Source organism: Psychrobacter sp. TB20-MNA-CIBAN-0197 (assembly GCF_040309765.1).
Classification (GTDB): Bacteria; Pseudomonadota; Gammaproteobacteria; order Pseudomonadales; family Moraxellaceae; genus Psychrobacter; species Psychrobacter submarinus.
In genome coordinates this window covers 88,600-106,180 of the sequence record NZ_JBEOPC010000001.1, presented here as the reverse complement: position 1 = coordinate 106,180, position 17,581 = coordinate 88,600, and the positions used below count along the sequence as shown (strand labels likewise).

At 39.8% G+C, this 17,581-nt stretch carries 18 protein-coding genes; 2 read left to right on the top strand and 16 right to left on the bottom strand.

Going from position 1 to position 17,581, the window contains the following annotated elements:
* Positions 1-14: 14 nt before the first annotated feature.
* Complete coding sequence (locus tag AAEY83_RS00445) at positions 15-875, top strand: segregation and condensation protein A (RefSeq protein WP_051397486.1); 861 nt, start codon at positions 15-17, stop codon at positions 873-875.
* Positions 876-917: 42 nt separating this feature from the next.
* Positions 918-1,466, top strand: a complete 549-nt coding sequence (scpB, locus tag AAEY83_RS00440; protein ID WP_025647148.1) for an SMC-Scp complex subunit ScpB — start codon at positions 918-920, stop codon at positions 1,464-1,466.
* Between the two features lie 62 nt (positions 1,467-1,528).
* Here the strand turns inward: scpB and AAEY83_RS00435 are convergent, their stop codons facing one another.
* The 16 genes from AAEY83_RS00435 to AAEY83_RS00360 all read right to left on the bottom strand — a co-directional run bounded on the left by AAEY83_RS00435 (position 1,529) and on the right by AAEY83_RS00360 (position 17,578).
* Positions 1,529-3,001, bottom strand: a complete 1,473-nt coding sequence (locus tag AAEY83_RS00435) for a capsule assembly Wzi family protein (RefSeq protein WP_025647149.1) — start codon at positions 2,999-3,001, stop codon at positions 1,529-1,531.
* A 58-nt stretch (positions 3,002-3,059) separates the two neighbouring features.
* Positions 3,060-4,265 carry a DegT/DnrJ/EryC1/StrS family aminotransferase gene (locus AAEY83_RS00430; protein WP_025647150.1) on the bottom strand — a complete coding sequence of 402 codons (1,206 nt, stop codon included), beginning with the start codon at positions 4,263-4,265 and terminating at the stop codon, positions 3,060-3,062.
* A gap of 66 nt (positions 4,266-4,331) precedes the next feature.
* On the bottom strand, positions 4,332-4,991 hold the full coding sequence (locus AAEY83_RS00425; protein ID WP_025647151.1) for a NeuD/PglB/VioB family sugar acetyltransferase: 660 nt from the start codon (positions 4,989-4,991) through the stop codon (positions 4,332-4,334).
* Positions 4,984-5,607, bottom strand: coding sequence for a sugar transferase (locus AAEY83_RS00420; RefSeq protein ID WP_025647152.1), 624 nt, complete (start codon positions 5,605-5,607; stop codon positions 4,984-4,986). The genes AAEY83_RS00425 and AAEY83_RS00420 overlap by 8 nt, the downstream gene beginning before the upstream one ends.
* A gap of 28 nt (positions 5,608-5,635) precedes the next feature.
* Positions 5,636-6,775 (bottom strand): glycosyltransferase family 4 protein, encoded by a 1,140-nt coding sequence (locus AAEY83_RS00415; RefSeq protein ID WP_025647153.1) that lies wholly within the window; start codon positions 6,773-6,775, stop codon positions 5,636-5,638.
* A gap of 51 nt (positions 6,776-6,826) precedes the next feature.
* Positions 6,827-7,981, bottom strand: a complete 1,155-nt coding sequence (locus tag AAEY83_RS00410; RefSeq protein ID WP_025647154.1) for a hypothetical protein — start codon at positions 7,979-7,981, stop codon at positions 6,827-6,829.
* 38 nt (positions 7,982-8,019) lie between these two features.
* Entirely contained in the window at positions 8,020-8,676 is a 657-nt protein-coding gene (locus AAEY83_RS00405; protein WP_025647155.1) for an IS1595 family transposase, read from the bottom strand.
* Between the two features lie 161 nt (positions 8,677-8,837).
* The gene (locus AAEY83_RS00400; protein WP_025647156.1) at positions 8,838-9,956 is read right to left on the bottom strand and encodes a glycosyltransferase; all 1,119 of its coding nucleotides are present in this window, start codon (positions 9,954-9,956) and stop codon (positions 8,838-8,840) included.
* A 13-nt stretch (positions 9,957-9,969) separates the two neighbouring features.
* Positions 9,970-11,046 carry a glycosyltransferase family 4 protein gene (locus tag AAEY83_RS00395; protein ID WP_025647157.1) on the bottom strand — a complete coding sequence of 359 codons (1,077 nt, stop codon included), beginning with the start codon at positions 11,044-11,046 and terminating at the stop codon, positions 9,970-9,972.
* A gap of 63 nt (positions 11,047-11,109) precedes the next feature.
* Complete coding sequence (locus AAEY83_RS00390) at positions 11,110-12,057, bottom strand: glycosyltransferase family 2 protein (RefSeq protein WP_025647158.1); 948 nt, start codon at positions 12,055-12,057, stop codon at positions 11,110-11,112.
* Between the two features lie 10 nt (positions 12,058-12,067).
* Complete coding sequence (locus AAEY83_RS00385; RefSeq protein ID WP_025647159.1) at positions 12,068-12,997, bottom strand: glycosyltransferase family 52; 930 nt, start codon at positions 12,995-12,997, stop codon at positions 12,068-12,070.
* Between the two features lie 59 nt (positions 12,998-13,056).
* On the bottom strand, positions 13,057-14,100 hold the full coding sequence (gene pseI / locus AAEY83_RS00380; protein WP_025647160.1) for a pseudaminic acid synthase: 1,044 nt from the start codon (positions 14,098-14,100) through the stop codon (positions 13,057-13,059).
* Positions 14,093-14,740 (bottom strand): formyltransferase family protein, encoded by a 648-nt coding sequence (locus AAEY83_RS00375; protein ID WP_025647161.1) that lies wholly within the window; start codon positions 14,738-14,740, stop codon positions 14,093-14,095. The genes pseI and AAEY83_RS00375 overlap by 8 nt, the downstream gene beginning before the upstream one ends.
* Positions 14,741-14,742: 2 nt before the next feature.
* The gene (gene pseG, locus AAEY83_RS00370) at positions 14,743-15,795 is read right to left on the bottom strand and encodes a UDP-2,4-diacetamido-2,4,6-trideoxy-beta-L-altropyranose hydrolase (RefSeq protein ID WP_351058220.1); all 1,053 of its coding nucleotides are present in this window, start codon (positions 15,793-15,795) and stop codon (positions 14,743-14,745) included.
* 50 nt (positions 15,796-15,845) lie between these two features.
* A complete protein-coding gene (gene pseF, locus AAEY83_RS00365) occupies positions 15,846-16,532 on the bottom strand; it encodes a pseudaminic acid cytidylyltransferase (protein ID WP_025647163.1) in 687 nt (228 codons plus the stop codon).
* A complete protein-coding gene (locus tag AAEY83_RS00360; protein WP_025647164.1) occupies positions 16,529-17,578 on the bottom strand; it encodes a glycosyltransferase family 2 protein in 1,050 nt (349 codons plus the stop codon). Before AAEY83_RS00360 ends, pseF begins: the two co-directional genes overlap by 4 nt.
* Positions 17,579-17,581 lie beyond the last annotated feature (3 nt).

Here is a 17,581-nt window from a genome sequence, read left to right as displayed (position 1 = left end):
CTAGTCAGATTAAGATGCCTTCAACGATTAGCCTAGCGCCTGATGCTGCCTCTGATTTAGCCGACCAGGCGTCAACTGATACGATTGATGCCGCTCTGCGCATTTATCAAACGCCAGTAGCAAACCTGCCCGAGGACTTATATGTACCGCCGGGCGCTTTTGCTATTTGGCTTGAGCAGTTCGCAGGGCCGTTAGACTTTTTGTTGTATCTCGTCAAAAAAAACAACGTCGATCTAACCCAGATGGATATTTTGCCGATCACTGAGCAGTATTTGGCTTATATTGGCGAGCTTGATAGTGATCATTTTGAGCTCGCTGGTGATTATCTACTGATGGCCTCAACTTTGATTGCCATCAAGACAGAGCTGCTGCTACCAAAACCGCAAACCCCAACTGATGAACGTGACCCAAAAGCGGAGCTGATTGAACGCTTAGAATCTTACGCGCAAATCAAAGAAGCAAGCCTGCGTTTAGATAGCTTAGTTCGTCTTGAGCGCGATGTGTTCTTAGCTATGGTCAGTTTGCCAAGTACGGATGTCATGCAAGCTGAGCTACCTTGCTACTCACCTACTCTACTGATCGATAGCTTATTTAAGATGCAACTGCAGCCTGATTATCAAATGCATAACATCAAAGTCGACGCGGTGCCCCTATCTGATCGAATCGCTAGCATTAGTCGGCAGTTAAGTACTGGTAGTGCTCGCTCCTTTTATCAGCTATTAGACAAGTCGCAAGGCAGAGTCGGCGCAGTAGTGAGCTTCGTAGCGGTGCTAGAGCTCATGAAAAGACAGTTAGTAGGCGTAGTTAGTAGCGATGTAGAAGCTGATAAAGAGGCTAGCCAGATAAACTCGTTAACTTTGCAATGGTTGCTGTAGTGTTCGCCGTTGGCGTTTAATTTACCGATAAATAGAACAGACATGATAAATAATAACGATATCTCTAATACTAAAGAGCATAGCCTACAAATAGAGGTGCTACTGCACGCCTCAGATGCACCGCTGACTGATAAAGCTCTACGCAAGCATCTGTCTGTGTCTGCCAAGGAATTAGAGCAAGCCCTAGCGGAATTACAACAGCGCTTAGCTTCTAGTGTGTTAAGACTTCATCAAACCGCTAGCGGCTACCGTTTGCAAATCGCTGACGACTATAGCGCGCTCATTCAGCGTGTGTTTCCACAGCGGCAACAGCGTCTTAGCCAGGCGCTACTTGAGACGCTAAGCGTCATTGCCTACAAGCAGCCGGTCACTCGTAGCGATATTGAGTATGTGCGCGGCGTGACGTTATCTAGTAGCCTATTAAGACAGCTGTTTGATAAAGGTTGGATTATGGAAGAGGGCTATAAAGACACTTTAGGACGTCCAGCGCTACTGCATACTACCCCACAATTTCTGGACGCTTTTGGATTGACAGCTTTGGACGAGCTGCCACCGATGCCGGATTTGTCCTCAACTGTTACGTCTACTTGATTCGCAATAAAAAAGAGCTTACTAATCAACTAGTAAGCTCTTTAAATTACAATAACTTAGTTTTAGTAAGTCGCAAGCTCAATACCGATACCAACACCGACATCGGTTGACTCTACATCTGAATCTACTGCCCATAATCTTGTGCTAACTTTGGTCAGCGGCTGTAGCTGATGCTCCCATGCAACATCGACAGCGGTGAGCTTATCCGTTGTTGGATAGGCTTGGTTATCCGCCTCCCCAGTGCGAGAGTCTAACTCTCCTGACTGATTGACTTTAGCGTGTTGTAGTTTGGCATTGATAAAGTTACGCTCATCAAGCCATAAGCGACCACCAAGCGCAATACTTTCCGCATCACCGCCTAGTGCATAGCCTAATGGAAAACCTTGCTGATAATAACCATCGGTATAGTTAATATGGTCATAGGAGATCCCTCTGACCTCACCACTTGTACGCGTATCGGTATATTCAGCATACAGCTGATAGGGCTTGCCGTAGGCAGATGAAGCATAGTCAGCGCCAGCTAGATACATGTTTTTAGCCGGTAAGCCGCCAGCTTCGTCTTCACCAATATACTGGCCGTAGACGCTAGCCGGAACATCAATCAGTGAGGCAAGCTTGAGTTTGGCATCAAAGCCGCCCAATTGATTGGCTGGATCGCCACCATCACGACCACCATTGTCTTTGGTACCTAATATGGCATCACCAAAGGAGCTTAAACTTTCAGGTCGACCCTCGCCGCCCCACATAAAGGTACGAGAAGCGCCGACTTCTAACCAAGGCAATGGACTAGCGGTTAGACGCGCGCCAAATAGCTTAGCGTCAGGAACCGCATCATAATCATCCAATTGCCCAGCAAATAGCTGATACTGCCAAGGTCCGACCCAGTTTAAATACTTATAATCAGGCGCAGTTTGCGTATCACGCTGCATAGTAAAGCCGGTCACCGGGATACTAGCATCACCGCGAATCAGGCTACCATCATGCCCAGGACCCCACCAAGTCGGAATCTTACCAGCGACTAGCCATTGGTTAGCAGCCATACCCGCTAGATAAGAGCCTTCAAAGCTGACGTCAGAATCATCATCTATGAGCTCATCATTCTTGACATTAGCCTGCAGATTAAACTCCCAATTGGCTTCGCTAAGTCCGACTGAACCGCTAAGTTGCTGCCCAGCGAGTTTATTATCGCCGAAGCTTTGTGGCAGCTGTTGACGATCGGTCTGTATAGAGAGCTCGCCAGTCGCTTTAACTAAGGACTCACGATCTTTATTAAGACGGGTTTGGATAGACTGCACGACTTGCTGCTGCACAGGCGTAGTTAACTGGGCGCCCAATAGTCCGCGCTCAATCTCATTAGCCGTCAACGGCCAAGTGCTCGTACTGATCTGAGTGACGCCTTGAGTGTTGAGCCAGTCGATATCAGCCTTTAAGCGCAAGTCATTCATATAGAGGTTTTGCGCAGTAGCGGTTGTGGCTAGCATAGAAGACATTGTTACGATACTGGCAGTTAATGCCGTCATTAACTTTTTATTCATAAGGGTCTGCTTTTATAACAAGGTTTGATAAATAATAGCTTAATAATACAGATTATACTTACACAGCATCAGCCATTTTGGTAAATACTTGTTCGATAGCTTGCACAGTTTGTTCAATCTCTGACTCAGTTAAAGTTGGATGTACCAAGAACATAAGACTCGTCTCACCCAATTGCTTGGCTATCGGTAATGGCAATGTTGGCCGCAGACCTGTATCATCAAAAGCTTTTTCTAAATACACTTCAGATGCTGAGCCTGAAAAGCACGGCACGCCTTGCTCATTAATGGCTGCAATAATACCGTCTCGTGTCCAGCCTTTGGGTAGGTTTTCAGGCTTTACATAGACATACAGCTTATAGTAGGCGTGCTTGGCATCAGCAAAGTCGGTGCGCTCTTCTAAGCGGGGTACAGACAAATAGCCTTTTTCTGCCCAGCGTGTGCACGCATCCAAAATTGCCTGCGCGTTTTGCGTGCGCTTTTGTGTCCAATCGCTCATTCGCGCCAGCTGGATACGCCCGATCACCGCTTGCATCTCAGTCATACGCCAATTGGTACCAAAGCTCTCATGCAGCCAGCGATAGCCTGGTGGATGCTCGGTTTCATAGACCGCGGCATAGCTTTTACCATGGTCTTTATACGCCCACATCTTGCGCCATAATTGCTCATCATTGGTGGTGACCATACCGCCTTCACCGCCTGTGGTCATTACTTTATCTTGGCAAAAGCTCCACGCACCGATATGGCCAATACTACCAACGCTACGACCTTTGTAGCGCGCACCATGTGCCTGCGCGCAGTCTTCGATGACATATAAATCATGCGCATCCGCCAATGCCATGATACCATCCATATCGCACGGCCAGCCAGCCAAATGTACACAAATGACCGCTTTGGTCTTATCCGTCAATACCGCTTTGATGGTCTCAGGCGAGATGTTGCCAGTCTCGGCATCCACATCCGCAAATACAGGCGTCGCACCTGCATTGACCACACAAGAGATACTGGCAATAAAGGTGCGCGGCGTGACAATCACTTCATCACCTGCGCCGATATCCAGCGCTTTTAATGCCACATCCAATGCCAGTGTGCCATTAGCAACGGCTACTGCATATTTGCTGTCTGCCCATGCTGCAAATTCTTTTTCAAACTCGCGCCCTTCTTGTCCGGTCCAGTAGTTAACTTTATTAGACAACAAAACAGCACTGACCTTGTCCGCCTCTTCTTGAGTAAAGCTCGGCCACGGTGAAAAAAATGAATTTAGCATAATATCCTCAATAAATAAGACGTTGGAACAATTAGGGCAATATATTAAGAAAAAATTGAGCGGGTATTAGCGCGCCAACGGTCTGGCGGGGTTGCCTATCATAATAGCACCTGCAGGCACGCTCTTGGTGACGACAGCGCCCATACCTATGACTGCGCCCGCACCGATGACTAAGGGCTTGTCAGGAGTACCCTGTTTAATCACGGCACCTGCACCGATATAGGCATGGTCATGGATATGAATGTTGCCGTTACAGCTGACACGCGGGGCAAAGGTCACATAGTCGCCAATGACGCAGTCATGCTCGACATAACTGTATAAATTGGCATGAAAGCATTTGCCAATACGCACATTTGCACCAATCGTCACAAAAGGGCTGAGCGCTGCACCGGCAGCGATACTGACTGCATCCATAATTAAAGTGGTGGTTCCCTTTACTGTCCACAATGAGATACCATCTTGAACCAATTTATCTGCAATTTTTTGACGAATGCTGCTATTAGCAATGGCAATCAAGACAAATTTATCATCACTATTTATACTCTTAAATTTTGCATAATTCATCGCTGTATAGCCGTTAACATTCGCATCTTTATCTAATGCGTCATCAATAAATACGATTTGGCTATCTGCTTGAGCATTTAAGCTCCGTAATTGATCAACGGCTACCGGCATTAAGCTACGACCACAGCCTGAGGCACCATAGACGGCAAATATTTTACTCATAGCTATTTTCTAAAGCTGATTGGTTTTGAGAACCAGTAAACTTACTCATGGTCGCTTCGCCGTCAGCGCTAATACCATCTTTGATAACTACTTTTTTTACCGTCTTAAACAATATCTTGATATCTAACCACAATGATTGGTTATCTACATACCACGTATCAAGCTCAAACTTCTTATCCCAACCGATGGCATTACGCCCATTCACTTGCGCATAACCCGTAATACCAGGGCGAACATTATGGCGACGCGCTTGTTCTTTACTATATAGCGGCAGGTATTCCATTAATAATGGGCGTGGTCCCACTAAACTCATATCACCTTTGAAGACATTCCACAGCTCAGGCAGTTCATCCAAACTACTATTACGTAGTGCTTTACCAAAGTCAGTTAAACGCTCACTATCAGGCAAAGGATTGCCATCACTATCTATGGCATCTTTCATGGTACGAAATTTAATCATCTCAAATGGCTTACCGTCTAGACCCGGACGTGTCTGACGAAATAGCACTGGTGAGCCTAAGTTCTTTTTGACTTTGTAAGCAGTGATCACATATACCGGAGATAAAGCAACTAAAGCGGTGGTAGCGGTGGTGATATCAAAAAGGCGTTTTATCATTCTTCTTCCTGTGACTCTACTATATAAATTATAAACCCATCGCTTCTAGCATTGATTGATTGACAGCATCCACATCAAACTTTTCTTCTACCAATTGGCGTGATGCCTTACCCATTTCAATAATAAGCGCTGGATTAACAATAAAATATTCCATCGCAGCCGCTAATTCTTCTACCGCTTTAACAGGAACGAGATAACCATTATAACCATCAATCACTGTTTCACGACAACCTGGTGCGTCCGTCGTAATGATTGGGCGACCCATTGCCATCGCTTCTAGTACCGTGCGCGGTGTGCCTTCTCGATAAGAAGGCAATACATAAATAGAACTCGCTGCAATGGCTGGCTTCACATCATCAAGCTTACCCCAAAAGTTAAATAACCCTTCATTAATCCAATTATCTAACTCTTTTTGCTCGATAGCATCAGGGTTATCGTCGATCCAGCCTACTAAGTCAAATTGAGCTTGCGGATATTTCTCTTTTACAATACGAGCTGCCTGTGCATATTCGCGTACTCCTTTATCGCCCAGCAAGCGAGCTATCAATAGAAACCTAGGGATCAATATATCATCTATAGTGGCAAATGGCTGGACACTATATTCTGATATATCAACACCTGAGCCATTAACAACGGTAGTTGAGGCATTGGGCGTTAAGATACCCATAGATTTAAATAATGCTTCATCATCAGGATTTTGAAAAAATACTTTATGAGTTGATGCTAATGCTACTGAATACAGCTTATGCATTATTTTTTGTAGATTAGACTTTTTATAGTCTTGTTCATCTGCTCCTTGAAAGGCGTAACCAAGACCTGTAATCAGAGCAAAACGATGCGGCACACGAGCGAGTTTAGCTGCTAGCGATCCATAGATGACTGGTTTAATGGTATAACCCATTACATGGCTGGGCTTAATTTTCTTCATCAATAAGTATAAAGCAGACAAAGTTTTAGCGTCGTTTAACGGGTTGGTCCCTGTACGCTGCATAGGTATAGGGTGAACCACATAGCCTAAAGCAGTGAGATTCTCATACTCTTCTGGAAAAGTCTCAAATTCAGGAGCAGCAATGTGAACCTCAAAGCTCTTATCTTGTAGCGCTTGAATTAAAGCACCACGAAACTTTAGAATTGAAGCGGGATAGCTGGCTATAATTAGGAATTTCATTAGTTACTTTAGCCTTAGTTCTTTATGAGAAAAGTCAATCTCAGAATAATCTTAATTTGTAATAACTGCTGTTTTTCTTTCTTTTCCAATGAGAGATATTAGTAGAAATATAAGCATAGGGGCAAACATCCACTTCTGTCGCATAGCTATACCTAAGTTTGCAGTAGTCATTGCCAAGATAATCCAAGCTAAAAAGCAGTATATCCACAAGAACATTCTATTATGCTCAGCGAACTGACTAGGCAATTTCTTTTTTATAGCAGCACGAGTACCTGCAATGAACAAAAATAGCAATATTATATTATCTATTGATGCCAGTAGCGAAAATATACTATTCGCCTCAAATGGCATAGGGCGGAATAAGTAGGTAAACAGTTTCATAGGAAAGCTCATGTTGGCAATGTCAACACTAGAACCGCCTTGTAAGTTCTGTCCTTCACGTCCTTCAATATAACTCATTACATCACTAGAATTTGCATCCTCACCTACTCCAGCATAATTAAGCCCTAAAGGCACCAAAACAGCGGTTGCTACAATAGCCACTGCACCAAAAACTATGCGTTGGACAATAGGTGTCCTGCGCTGAAATACCATAGAACCGGCTAACCCGATCACCATCATGCCAGCAATATGTGGTCGCACAAACAGCATAACTAATACAGCAATCACCATCAACACTACTCGGCGATTGAGCTTCATTGCTGCCCATAGCGCTAAACCCATTGCCATAAAAGATAAGGAGTCTTTACCTATTGCAGACGACCAAAAACTAACTGAGGGTAAGAATACGATTAAGGTGGCTATACGGCGTATTTGACGAGATTTATATTGTGTTACTTCTCTTAGAGCGGCATCGAAAGCTAACAGACCAATAAACCCAAAAATTTGAAAAACAAGAAACGTACCTAATAGTGAGAGACCAAAACCTTGGGTAAACAAAGAGGTAAATAATATGACGCCTTTCGTTCCAAAAGAAAATACTAGTTCTGGTAAAAAACTACTCTTAAAATACATAATAGCGTCTCCGCCATTATTGATTACATAAAAAACATAAACAATAGATAAAAGAGCATGCCATAAATAAAGCGCAAGCGCACGTTTAGTAGAACAGTTAAATGATCTACGCAAGCTTATAGCGATAATTGCACCGAAGACGAAAACTATAAAGGCTGTAATTATTTGCCATGGGTTTGTAACAAGATTCATAAGCACAACTTTAATCTAGGGGCTGTAGTAGATAAGGATTAAATATCACACCATTTTTTCAGCGTTTTCAGCTTATTAGATGGTGAGCCATAGTTAAACCTAAACTCACACTCTTTTAAAAATAAATGGAAGTTCTTCTTATCGATCCCATTATATTTTCTGAGCGTTCGTTTAGACTGATTCCAAAAGTTCTCAATGCCGTTGATGTGATTGTTTTTACCGCAAGTGAACTCTATAGAGTGATTGACTCTGAAATGTTTAAACTCGCTCACATCCAGTGCATTGTAACTTCGATAGCTATCCGTATAAACAAAGCTGTCAGGCTTGATTTTACGCTTAATAACAGGCATTAGAGTAGTCTGTTTGGTGTCTGCTACGACAATGGTATACACCTTACCGTTTCGTTTTAGAATCCCAAATACAGCGGTTTTACCAGCAGCCCCGCGACCTCTTTTGCCTTTGCGTACGCCGCCAAAGTAACTTTCATCTAATTCGACTTCGCCATCAAAAAGCTCATCAGCTTGTAATGAGAGATGATGATCTATCACAAGTCTTATTTTATGATAAAAAAGTGCAGCAGTATTAGGCTGAATATCAAGCAAATCTGCGGCTGTTCTAGCAGTCACTTCAGCCGTAAAAAACTCTAACAGCCTTCGCTGTACTTTTTTACTGAGTTTACAACGGGTTATCTTCATAAAAGTAGTCTAGCATAGTGCTTATCTACTACAGCCCCTTAATCTATATTATTTACTATATTATTTAAAAACCAAGATTATTATCAGCTTAAAGAGATATTTTATAAGTTTTATTTATAAATATTATTATCATAATAAACCAGCTAAATATAAAAAAGAAATTAACTATTAAGCATCAGTTCTTCTAAATCACGTGTCGAAGCAGAATAGAGGTACAACCACTTCTTAATAGCGCCACCTAATGAATAATGCTGTATAACCCTCTGCCTTGCCTTTATACCTAATTCTAGTCTCTCATTAACACTTAACTCTAAAGCTCGTTCTAGTGCATTAGCTAATGCCTGACAATTCTTAGGCGGCACAAGAAAATTCGTTTCACCTATTACTTCTTTTACTCCGCCACAATCAGTAGCCACAACTAAACGCTCACAGGCCATAGCTTCAGCAACTACCAAGCCAAACCCTTCCCAAGCTGAGGAAAGTACAAAAACATCTGCAGCAGACATCAAAGATGGAATATCTCTTCGTATCCCTAAAAACTGAATAACATCAGTCAGGTTTAGCTCATCAATGCGCTGTTTGAGGTCATCTTTTAGGGGGCCATCACCAGCTATAAAAAGCTTAAAGTCTTTTCTGTTTTTGCTTAAAAAATGTACAGCATTTATAAGATTTGGATAGTCTTTTTGTGTATCTAATCGTCCAACAGCAAGTAATACTTTCTCATTATTTACGGATAGCTCGGCTCTTATATTTCCTCTAGCATTTCTATCGAATGAAAACTTTCTAATATCAATCCCATTTGTTACGTTGACCATGCGACCTGTTTTCACTGCACCTTTACGAATAAACTCAGATACTGCTTCACTACTTACATTTGTAGAAATATCTGTCAACTTATCCGTTATTCGATAAGCCAACATTCTAGTCTTTCCACCTTCATTAGTGTTATGTGCTGTACTTATTAATTTAGGAATATTAACGGATATCCTTAGAAGTCTTGTGAATATATTTGCATGAAACATATGGCTATGAACAACATCTGGATTAAAGCTATTAATGAGCTTTCTCAACTGTAAATATGATGAAAGGGTATCTGTATAGCTATTCATCTCTAGAGAAACGACCTCTATTTTCTTACTCTTAGGCAGCACTAACTTTGGCCCAGTCATATAAGCTACTTTAACCTCATGATCTCTATTAACAAGTTCATCTGCTAAATTAGCTACTACATGTTCAGCACCTCCCATACCCAGGCCTGTTATGACTAATAATACTTTCACACCATTCACCTTATTATTTATTATTTATTATTAATTCTATATATGAATGTATTTTTCCTAGCACTTCGTCTTCATTGAATATTTTAGCTTTATCAATACAAGCTTGATGATAGCTTTCTGCATTATCAATTAGTGAAAGTACTTGTTGTTGAAATTCTAAAGAATCTATTTCCTTGGGCTCAAAAGAGATACCAGTAGCTCTACCAAAGCCCTCTACAAACTCCGCACAGAATCCAGCACTTTTAGTTGTTATAGCTGGCACACCACGAGCATGCGCTTCAAGTAAAGTAGTAGCAAACCCTTCATGATGACTGGTAATAGCAAAGCATTTGATACTGTCGTATATAGCTGGTAGATCTTTCCTATCCGCCCAGTCTTGCAAATCTATAACATCTTGCAACCCTGCTTGTTCAATAGCACTGATGATGTTTTCTTTTTCTTCACCACGCCCTAATATTAGAGATTTGATTGGCTGAATGCCTTGAGAATTAAGCCTATTTATCAAATTAACAAAAAGCGGAATATTTTTTTCCTTGGAAAGTCTAGAAATAATAGCTAAATCATACTTCTTAGATGCTTTACTGTCACTAAAAAACCAAGGAGAGATAAAGTTACCTATAAATTCAACCTCTACAGGAAATGCTTGTAAGTTCTCTTTATTTACACTAAAAACCTTGTCGCAAAAACGGCTTGAAAACCTTAATAGATGGTATTCCGCATCGCTATGTCCCAATCCAGCCGCATTCCTTTTCTGCAGATATAAATGCAAAAGAGACACTACCTTAAATCCCTGTAATCTAAACATGGGGGCTAGCCATAATGAAGACAGGTCATTAAGAACGATAACTTTGATACCAGAACGCTTAAGGGTTTTAGCAAGGTGTAATGAGCTGGATAGTCTTTTGGCTTTTGAAGCGACTGAATCCATCGTTATTGTGGGGCAAGAAAAGGTATCAGGCTCTGAGGTTGCAATGACAGTCGCTAGACCTTTATCATTCATATAGCGACATAGATTCTCTATATAAATCTGACCGCCACCCCAAATATTCTCACTCGGAGAGTAAATACATACCTCTAAATTTTTTATCATAACTTTATACTCATTTATCTTATCAACTAAACTTTAAACTTTAACGCTTGTAAAATATATCGATTAATTCTTTATATAAGAGTATATTTTAAAGGTATTTTTTAATATAGGTTCTGGAGTGAGGTTAAACGTAAATAAGAAAATAGAAATCTTATCTAGCTGAGGTAAAGACAAACTAGAAAGCTTCTTTGCTCTCTTGATATCTTTATTAAACACTGATGCTTTTACACCGTTGAATAGGCGACTGTTAATATATTTCTTTACGTTATTTCTTTTGAGAATTGCAGGATTCTCCGTAGCCCTCTCTACTAACATATTTACAGAGGGTGACAAGTCTTTCAGTGATTTGATACCTGTTCTCTTCCGAGCTGCTACGCTTTCGCTCTCCATTATACCTCCTGTCCCTCTGAAGTAATAACAGGTTATTTTATCAGATATTGCTACTGGATAAGATAGTGCTACTCTTGCCCAATACTCTAAGTCTTCTCCCATTTTTGCATCACTAAAGCCACCAATACTACTAAACACTTCCTTTTTGATTGCTACTGAAGAACTGTGTATAACACTTATATCTTTAGCAGCTTCAAGGAAATAGTCTGCTACGCGAATAAAACTTAGCGTATCTTCTTCAGTATCAGTTATATTCATAGCTGTATTTAACTGTAATACCTTATTAGATACCATCTTTGATAAAGGAAAGGCATTGATTATTTTCACTAATTCAGCTAAATGAAAAGGTGACCATGCATCATCAGCATCAAGGAGTGCAATCCAATCATATTTTGCTTCAGCCATTCCTGTATTTCTTGCTGGACCTACGCCTTGATTAGCCTGCTGTATGATTCTAACTCTAGGGTCTGAAATATTTTTAATAACCTCTAAACTACTATCGACTGAACCGTCATCGACAATAATTAGTTCGAAATCCACAAAACTCTGAGAGAGAACGCTTTCTACTGTTCTTAAAATATATTCTTCTTTATTATATAGAGGTATAACAACACTGAACATTTTGACTTCCTTAAATTAAAATTGGTGTGCATCCTGCTTTTTTACTTAACTCAAATAGCTCAGGGGTTTTAGGAGCGCCTTTAGGAAGTAGTACTATACACTCTTTACAAAGAGGTCCTATATTGAGCATAACTGTGCTAAACAGACCAACTAATACTATAGAAGCATCTTTTGCATCTAATATTATCGCTTCTTCAGCAATCCTACCTCTTTTATCTAGAAGTTTAGCACCCAGATTAAGTAGATTTTTCTCCCTTGGGTGAGCAACATACGCGTCTACTTCTAGAGCTCTGGCATACTTCTCAAGCCTATCTATTTCTTGTAGATTCATAACCTCTTCAAAGGGTGCACCTAGAAAATATATTTTACTTTCATTAATATTTCTAGATAATTTTTCAGTCCATCCTTCTATATAGCGAAGCCTATTTGATTCTACTATATTCTCTCGATCCCTATATAAGGTGTAGTGCCTACTAATTTTTTGCTTTAATTGTATAAGCGGCAAAGCTTTCATAAAATATCTATAGAGAAAAATCCTCAGATTATTACTCTCTACGTGATAGATACTATTAGGATTTATATTTGCAGTCCCATCATCAAAAGTTATCAATTGTGCATTAGGATAAGCATTTGCTAAAGAATTAATAAAAAACGCATCAATGCTCGCAAAGAGCAATTGATTATAATTTGATGATTTATACCAGGCTCTCGATTTGATTTTGAACATTATAGCCGACAGTATACTAAACCGTTGAGAAGGTACAAAAACATACTCTGAATTTCTAGCTTTCAAAGAAAGTTTTTCATAGTAAAAACCATCTTCTTTAGAGTTATTTTGAGTAAAATATAGAACATCGAAAATTTTAATACACTCTTTTTCTAAAACTTTTTCTACTAACCATGCTTGAAATGGTGTTCTAATAATTACTAAGGCCCTCATGTAGCTCCTACTCTAAATAACTTAGATTTATTTAATATTGTTAGTGTATTAACAATTAACTATAAGCATTCTAATTTTACTGGCGTGTTTTTATACACTTCTTTAGTCAATCGCTTCCCTATAACCTCATCCAAAAACTTAGGAGCCAACCCAAACCCAGGACGCACACTACGCACTGCATCTTCAGTAATAATATCCCCAGCTTTTAAATCTTTTACAAAGTATAACGAGCGACGAAATTTAATGTTGCCTTGCTCACTTGCTTTGCGCCCATAGTCTACTTTACCAAGAGCTTGCCACGCAGTCTTACTATCACGGCATAGAGCGGTTAAGTCCTTAGGTTCTAAAGAAAAGCTATCATCAGGACCACCGCCGTCACGATTAAGCGTAAAATGCTTTTCTATAATAGACGCACCTAGTGCCACACTAGTGATTGCTGTCGTATTATCAATAGTATGGTCAGAGAGGCCTGTAACTAAGCCAAAACGCTCTCTCATATCTAAAATAGTGCGTAAGTTATAATCTTCTGCCGGTGCAGGGTAACCACTAACACAGTGTAGGATAGCAAGCTCTTTACAGCCTCCAGAACGAGCTGCTTCAATTGCTTCTTGTATCTCTTCAGCATCAGCCATACCGGTTGATATGATCATTGGTTTACCAGTACTCGCCACATATCGTATTAAAGGCAAGTCAATCGCTTCAAATGAAGCGATCTTATAAGCTGGTGCATTTAAGTCTTCCAATAAATCTACAGCCGTATTATCAAAAGGCGAGCTAAACATAGTGATATCTAACTCACGAGCATAGTCAAATAAGGGTTTATGCCACTCCCAAGGTGTATGTGCTTCTTGATAAAGCTCATAAAGCGTACGCCCATCCCACAGACCACCATGAATCTGAAAGTCTGGTAAATCAGAATTCAAGGTTATTGTATCAGGCGTATACGTTTGTATTTTTAAAGCATCTGCACCTGCTTTTTTCGCTTCTGCAATAATGTCTTTAGCTGCATTGAAGTCACCATTATGATTAGCAGACATTTCAGCAATTATATATGGAGGTGTGTCTAGACCGATAATACGGCCGTTAATATTAATATTATTCATTGTCTATTTTCTCTAACGTTAATTTAAATTTTTTACCATGAATTTCTAAATAAGCTGGAAACCGACTAGGGTCGCATACTCTTATTTTGTCAAATTGGCTTTCAATGCTTTTAGATATATCTATTTTACTATCTAACGGAGTCCGTTTTGGATAATAAGTTGGTTGTATATCAGAGCTTTGCGGAGTGGGAGCAATAGATTCAAAGTTTTGTACGGCTAAATCTATTAGTTCAATCTCTTTATCAAAAAGTATATGGTTGATTTCATCCCATAATGCATGATTCGGTATTTTAAACTTTATTTTCTTCCATATGTTTCCGCTATCAACCTTATCCGCAGCTTCTAAAAGGGTGAGAGTTATTTCATCGGAACCATCAATGATTTGCCATATATGTGGACTCCATCCTCTTCCTTTCGGAAGATCACTGGCATGAAGGACTAGGCTTTTGTTGTAAGAAGAACGATCTTCTTTATTAATAATTTCTGAGCAAGAAATAAGAAATAAGATATCACCTCCGCTCAGCTCACTTTTTTTCCTAACTAATTCAATAGTATGCTTATCAGTATTGTCTTTAATCCAGTTGTATAAGTATGTGTTAACCGGATGCTCTGAATCACTACATAAAAAACTGATTTTCATTATTAAATTTTATCCTTAGCAGTATTAGACAATAACTTTAAGAGTCTTTGCGCACCTAATCCATCACAAATTAAGCTGGCTGCCTCACTCATTTTAAGAAGGTTATCTTCCTTGCTAATAAAACCTACGCTTAAGTCAGTTATGGAACCGTTATTTAACTTCACCAGAGATACTGCGCCTGCGTCTTCTAAATTTTTAGCAATTAGAAGCTGATTTTCCGCTAAAACTAACATGAGAGTAGGCAAGCCTAAGCAACACCGCTCCCAAGATGTAGATCCAGCAGCACCAATAGCTAAGTCACTGTTCGCCATTAGCTCAGCCATATTAGAAACACCTGTTTTTACTTCCGTAGGCCAAGGCAGTTGTTCAGCTTTCTTCTTAACCGCCTCTATCCAGGGAGAGGTTGAGCCCATTACCACAGTGATTTTGCATGAATCAGATAGAGGGGTCTGTTTTAATGTATCTAGCATCTTTGACGTTAGATTATCTTTATCCACACCACCCAAGTTAACTAATATATGCTCTAAAGTATTATTTTTTCGACGTTCTAAACTGTATTGACGCCATTTAGAAAACTCTGGGCGTAACAGTGCATAAGTAGTACCACATAAAACTTTACAGTGATCTCGAACTAAGCCCTGGTAATCCTGCCTGTTACGACCAAATGTTTGATCTAATAAGACATCGCAGTCATGTTTTCTATCTGCTAAATCATCAATTACTAATATACTGTCACAATGAGGTCTAAACTTTTGTTCCCAATAATCGTTTAGTGCATAGTGATCAACAATAAGCCATTTAGGCTCTATATCACTAACGATATCTATAGTTTGCTTAGCGTCTTCAGCTTGACTTGTTCCTAACCATTCTGAATGAAATAGAGTAGACTCCGCTTCACCCTTGTTGCTATTATTTAGAGGTATTGCATCAAGCTTATAAACCTTATAACCCTTTTTAGTAATAAGATCTATAAGATTGCCTTCATGCTCACGACATATAAAATAGCATTTAGCACCCTGACGAGCTAACTCATCAGCAAGGGTTAAGCAGCGCATGACGTGACCGGTGCCTATTAGAATGGAGGCGTCGCAGCGAAAAACTACATTCATAGTTGCATGGCCTTAAACAATAGCTCAGCACGTTGCCAGTCTTCAGGAGTATCAATATCTTGAACCCGATGTCTAGGCAAAATAACAGGTGTAGATTCCGAGCCAAAGATAATCTTTTCTATTAGCCAAGCCTCTTTAGTACCCCAGTAAAACTGCCCAGCATCATGATAAGCTTCTTCTAAGTCTTGTGAGCGAGTATTAAACTGTTGTGGCTCAAACATTTCTACGCCAAGAGAGGACTTAATTTTAAAGGCCCGTTGAATAGGAAAGGCATAGCTGGTCGCTGAAAAAGCATACGCAGCGTTCGTATCTTCTAACTGCTGTAAACCCTGTTTTATTGCTTCCGGCGTTATAAAGGGTGCAGTAGCATACAGACAGCAAACAAATTCAGGAGTTCTACCCTGCTCAATTAAGCAGTTAACAGCGTGCTGTATTACAGGAATGGTACCTGCATGATCATTAGAAAGTTCTTCCGGTCTAATAAAAGGAACTTCTGCATTATACGCCTGCGCTACTTCTGCAATCTCAGTATCATCCGTAGAGACAATAACTCTGTCAAAGCAGCCAGATTCAATAGCTGCTTCAATAGAGTAACTTATCATTGGTTTTCCACAGAACTCTTTAATATTCTTTCGTGGAATACGTTTGCTACCGCCTCTTGCTGGAATAATAGCTACTTTCATTGATGAGGCTCCAGTAATCCTAAAAGCTTTATAGGTTTACCCCATGAGAGATCTCGGTTCTCTAGAAAGTAAGCAGTTTGGTCGTTTAATTGTAGGTATGATAAATACCAGTGAAATAAAAAGTAAGTTTTGAATTTTAAGCTTTTACTTTCTAGAAGTGATATATGATTTTGTGTAAGGTTTAATTCGGTAGATACTTCTCTAAAGTATCGCATTATTTTATGTGTGATTAGCCATTTTTTGGAAGGCTTAAGTGAGTTGAAGATACTAACGTTTCCAAAAAGAGTATAATTAATAAACTTAGTTTCTAGTAGCTGTAATTGTTCCTTATTATTAGTCAATTTTCGAGCTGCTTTGAAGCATACTACTGGAGTAAAAAGTCTATCAAAGTTCCTTGGGCTGTATTCATTACCTCTTGTGATAGAGTCGAATTCAGTATTATGAGTGTATGCAACAGTATCCGATTTATAGCATGTTTTTATAAAAAATGGATATATGAAAAAAGTCATTGGACCATCTTCATATATACAGTTTTCTGGAAAAAATAAACCATTATTAATTAGAAGGTCTCTTTTAAAGATATTTGTCCATATCCATCCAAAATTTAAAAGAAGGGTCTCGGGCATATATTCTTGATCACTATAAACACCCTCTTTAAGGCGCATACTATTATGGGTTTCGTTATTATTAGAGTGATTAAAAGCAATCAAATCATAACTTTCAAGACTTAAGCTTTTTATTTCTTCTAATGCTTCTGGTTTAATGTCATCATCTGAATCAACAAACCAAACATACTGACCCTTAGCTACTTTTAGCCCAGCGTTTCTTGCTCCACCAGGGCCTTTGTTTTCTTGGGCTATAACAATAACATTAACCTTACAACTCTCTTTGAATTCTTCTAAAGCAGTCAGTGTACTATCAGTCGAACCATCGTCAACTAATATTAGTTCTATTCCATTATCTTCTATACTAGATAGAGTTGATAGAAGTCTCTTAGATTTATCCTCAGAATTATGGAAAGGTATAATTATTGATAAATAGTACATTGT

Coding starts and splice junctions, on each gene's coding strand:
- AAEY83_RS00360 (WP_025647164.1), bottom strand. CDS start 17,578: ATGTACTATTTATCAATAATTATACCTTTCCATAATTCTGAGGATAAA.
- AAEY83_RS00410 (WP_025647154.1), bottom strand. CDS start 7,981: ATGAATCTTGTTACAAACCCATGGCAAATAATTACAGCCTTTATAGTT.
- AAEY83_RS00435 (WP_025647149.1), bottom strand. CDS start 3,001: ATGAATAAAAAGTTAATGACGGCATTAACTGCCAGTATCGTAACAATG.
- pseF (WP_025647163.1), bottom strand. CDS start 16,532: ATGAAAGTAGCTATTATTCCAGCAAGAGGCGGTAGCAAACGTATTCCA.
- AAEY83_RS00430 (WP_025647150.1), bottom strand. CDS start 4,265: ATGCTAAATTCATTTTTTTCACCGTGGCCGAGCTTTACTCAAGAAGAG.
- AAEY83_RS00385 (WP_025647159.1), bottom strand. CDS start 12,997: ATGAGGGCCTTAGTAATTATTAGAACACCATTTCAAGCATGGTTAGTA.
- AAEY83_RS00390 (WP_025647158.1), bottom strand. CDS start 12,057: ATGTTCAGTGTTGTTATACCTCTATATAATAAAGAAGAATATATTTTA.
- AAEY83_RS00395 (WP_025647157.1), bottom strand. CDS start 11,046: ATGATAAAAAATTTAGAGGTATGTATTTACTCTCCGAGTGAGAATATT.
- AAEY83_RS00405 (WP_025647155.1), bottom strand. CDS start 8,676: ATGAAGATAACCCGTTGTAAACTCAGTAAAAAAGTACAGCGAAGGCTG.
- pseI (WP_025647160.1), bottom strand. CDS start 14,100: ATGAATAATATTAATATTAACGGCCGTATTATCGGTCTAGACACACCT.
- AAEY83_RS00415 (WP_025647153.1), bottom strand. CDS start 6,775: ATGAAATTCCTAATTATAGCCAGCTATCCCGCTTCAATTCTAAAGTTT.
- scpB (WP_025647148.1), top strand. CDS start 918: ATGATAAATAATAACGATATCTCTAATACTAAAGAGCATAGCCTACAA.
- pseG (WP_351058220.1), bottom strand. CDS start 15,795: ATGCGCTGCTTAACCCTTGCTGATGAGTTAGCTCGTCAGGGTGCTAAA.
- AAEY83_RS00445 (WP_051397486.1), top strand. CDS start 15: ATGCCTTCAACGATTAGCCTAGCGCCTGATGCTGCCTCTGATTTAGCC.
- AAEY83_RS00375 (WP_025647161.1), bottom strand. CDS start 14,740: ATGAAAATCAGTTTTTTATGTAGTGATTCAGAGCATCCGGTTAACACA.
- AAEY83_RS00425 (WP_025647151.1), bottom strand. CDS start 4,991: ATGAGTAAAATATTTGCCGTCTATGGTGCCTCAGGCTGTGGTCGTAGC.
- AAEY83_RS00420 (WP_025647152.1), bottom strand. CDS start 5,607: ATGATAAAACGCCTTTTTGATATCACCACCGCTACCACCGCTTTAGTT.